This is a genomic window from Mesorhizobium sp. M2A.F.Ca.ET.037.01.1.1, from assembly GCF_003998075.1.
GTDB lineage: Bacteria > Pseudomonadota > Alphaproteobacteria > Rhizobiales > Rhizobiaceae > Mesorhizobium.
In genome coordinates this window covers 1-3,281 of record NZ_RZSA01000774.1, presented here as the reverse complement: position 1 = coordinate 3,281, position 3,281 = coordinate 1, and the positions used below count along the sequence as shown (strand labels likewise).

At 63.6% G+C, this 3,281-nt stretch carries 3 protein-coding genes; 2 read left to right on the top strand and 1 reads right to left on the bottom strand.

Annotation, left to right across the window (positions count from 1 at the left end):
- Positions 1–458: 458 nt before the first annotated feature.
- Together kynU and EOA27_RS28740 are read left to right on the top strand one after the other, a co-directional pair.
- Positions 459–1,706 (top strand): kynureninase, encoded by a 1,248-nt coding sequence (gene kynU / locus EOA27_RS28745; protein WP_126082660.1) that lies wholly within the window; start codon positions 459–461, stop codon positions 1,704–1,706.
- A 59-nt stretch (positions 1,707–1,765) separates the two neighbouring features.
- Positions 1,766–2,596, top strand: coding sequence for an alpha/beta hydrolase (locus EOA27_RS28740; protein WP_245467048.1), 831 nt, complete (start codon positions 1,766–1,768; stop codon positions 2,594–2,596).
- 54 nt (positions 2,597–2,650) lie between these two features.
- On the opposite strand, the gene EOA27_RS28735 is transcribed toward EOA27_RS28740, so the two are convergent.
- Positions 2,651–3,281 (bottom strand): molybdopterin molybdotransferase MoeA (locus EOA27_RS28735; RefSeq protein WP_145970591.1); only part of this gene is annotated, 631 nt, incomplete at its 5' end.

Sequence of the window (3,281 nt, the reverse complement as noted above, 5' to 3'; positions counted from 1 at the left end):
GCATTGGCGGCCCCCACGGGTTCCGAAACCAGAATCAGAAAAACAAACCCAGAACAAACACTATCTGTTCCAGTTGTGTTCCGCAACCGTTTAAAGTTTAATGAATTTCTTAAGGCGGGCGAAAGAATGTTGCATCCGACGGTGCCTGGCCGCCACCGGTTGGGCTGTGTCATTGATTCCGCTCGATTTTGCAATTCTCCTTATGCTGAAATTGAGAGGCGACATCGTCGCGGAGGTGCTGAAGGGATCCAGTCAGCTGACCCAACCATGTACCGTAACGTGAACGAAACGAACTCAAAATGCCAACCTTGGCGACGATTCCGATCCTCAGCCTTTGCCGTCTATGGACCAGCTAATATAGGACAGAAGGTTCTTGCCGGGTTGCGGACGGTGATGGGACAACCGCCTTGGTCGCCGGAGGGATGTAGCGGCCTGGGTCGAAATGGAGGCGGTAGCACATGAGGGGAATTCCCGATCTTGCCGAGGTCGAGGCGATGGACGCTGCGGACCCGCTGCGCCCCTTGCGCGATCGCTTTGTTCTGCCGGAAGGGGTGATATACCTTGATGGCAATTCACTGGGCGCCGCTTCGATCAATGTCTTCAACGAGATCGAGACGGCCGCGAAGCAGGAATGGGCGCAGGATATCATCCGTGCCTGGAACACCGCCGGCTGGTTCGACATGCCTGTCCAGCTGGGCGACCGGCTCGGGCGTCTGATCGGCGCCGCGCCTGGCCAGACGGTGGTATGCGACACCACCTCGATCAACATCTACAAGGTCCTGCATGCGGCGCTCGCGATGCGACCCGACCGCTCGGTGATCGTTGCCGAAGGCGACAGCTTTCCGACCGACCTCTACATGGCGGAGGGGGTGTCCTCGACGCGGCCCGGCGCGGTGCTGCGGCTCGAGGGCGTCGATGCGCCGACGATCGAGGAACTGATCGACGACCGTGTCGCGGTCATCCTGGTCAACCACGTCAATTACAAGTCCGGCCGGTTGCGCGATATGGCGGCCCTGACCCGCAAGGCCCATGACGCCGGCGCGCTGATCGTCTGGGACCTCTGCCACACGGCCGGCGCCCTGCCGGTGGATCTCGACGGCTCGAATGCCGATTTCGCGATCGGCTGCACCTACAAATATCTCAATGGCGGACCGGGCGCGCCTGCCTTCATCTATGCCGCCACCCGCCATCATCACGACATCAGCCAGCCGCTCAGCGGCTGGTGGGGCCATGCCCGACCGTTCGCGTTCGAGCAGGGTTATGCCGCCGGCACGGGCATCCGGCGATTCCTGTGCGGAACGCAGCCGATGCTGTCGATGCGGGCGCTGAAAGGTTCGCTGGATCTCTGGGACGAAGTCGACATGACTGCCGTGCGCGAGAAGAGCGTCGCGCTGACGGATCTGTTCATCCGCCTTGTCGAAGCTCGATGCGGCGCGTTCGGTCTCGAGCTAGAAAGCCCGCGCAACGGCGCCGAGCGCGGCAGCCAGGTGTCGTTCGCCCATCCACATGGCTACCAGGTGATGCGCGCCTTGATCGAGCGCGGCGTGATCGGCGATTTCCGCGCGCCGTCGACCGTTCGCTTCGGCTTCACGCCACTCTATGTCGGCTACCGGGATGTCTGGGCCGCCGTCGAGGTGCTGGAAGACATCCTGCGCACGAGCGCCTGGCAGGAGGCGCGCTATGCGATCAAGGAGGCCGTCACCTGACTTCGAATGGCATGCCGAACAAAGACAACTCGAAATCGATCAGATCGCAGGAGGGGCCGGTGCTGGGACTCCGCATTGTCGACTGGGATGACGCCTACGCCAACGGCGCGAACATCGCTGGCGGCGACCGCTGGCCGGCGGCCTGGGACGGCCCAGCTCAGGCATTTCGCGAAAAGCTGTTGGCGCAGGGCAGGGCGCGGCTCGACATCGTCTATGGCGAGGCGCCGCGCAGCCGGTTCGATCTCTTCCTCCCGCCTGCCGCGCCGAAGGGGCTCGTCGTGTTCATCCATGGCGGCTACTGGATGGAATCGGACAAGACATCCTGGTCGCATCTGGCCGCCGGCGCTGTCGGCCGCGGCTTTGCCGTCGTCATGCCTTCCTATACGCTGTGCCCGCGAACCAGGATCGGCGGCATCGTCAATGAAGTCGCGGCCGCGATCGGCAAAGCGGCGGCCATGGTCGAGGGACCGCTGATGCTGACCGGACATTCGGCCGGCGGACATCTCGCCAGCCGGATGGCGACGACGACTTCGCCGCTGGGCGCCATGGTGGCGCAACGCATACGCAAGGTCGTTTCGATTTCAGGCCTGCACGACCTTCGGTCGTTGATGTTCACGGCTTTGAACGAGACGCTGAACATCGACGAACGGGAAGCGTTTAGCGAAAGCCCGGCGCTGCTGCGGCCCGTGCAAGGAACCCGCATCACCTGTTGGGTCGGCGGCGGCGAGCGCTCGGAATTCCTGCGCCAGAGCGTATTGCTCGCCAACATCTGGAGGGGGCTTGGCGCCGCTACCCAGTCAGTTGTCGAGCCGGATCGGCATCATTTCAACGTCGTCGATGGTCTCGCAGATCCGGACCATCCCCTGACCCGAACGCTGGTCGAAGAATAGAGACGTATCACATCGACTGCGTCGACATGTTAGCGGATCGATTGCATCGACGCATTAGCGCAGCATAAGCACGCTGCATTCGGCGCCAACCTCCGCAGCCAGCGCAAAGGGCTCGCGCATGATCAGGCCGTTGGCGTCGGCGAGCATCCTGAGCATCGAGGAGTCCTGGATGCCGAACGGCGTCGCGACCAGGGTGCCGGCGTCCTCGCGCACCACGGCGCGAACATAGTCCTGCCTGAGATCGTTAGCCGGCATCGCGGCGCCCAGCCTGGCCGTTCGCACGTCCTGCCTGAAATTGCGGCCGCCGAGCCGGGCAAGCAGCGGCTTCAGGAAGAGCTGCGAGCAGACGATGCTGGCCACCGGATTGCCTGGCAGGCCGATGCAGCGGACATTGCCAAGCCGGCCGAACATCAACGGTTTGCCGGGGCGCATGGCGATCTTCCAGAAGTCGAGCCGCATGCCCTCGCTGGTCAGCACGTCATGGATCAGGTCGTGATCGCCGACCGAGGCACCGCCCAGCGTGACGATGACATCCGGGCCCGCCTGGACCGCTCTCCTGACCAGCGCGGCGATCGCCTCCTTGCGGTCGGCGGCGATGCCGAGATCGAGTGCGCGTGCGCCAACCGACTGGGCGGCGGCGGCAACGCCATAGGCATTCGACGAAATGATCTGATCGGGGCCGAGC

What these genes read in the sequence shown, in the direction of transcription:
- kynU (WP_126082660.1), top strand. Translation starts at nt 459, where the DNA reads ATGAGGGGAATTCCCGATCTTGCCGAGGTCGAGGCGATGGACGCTGCG.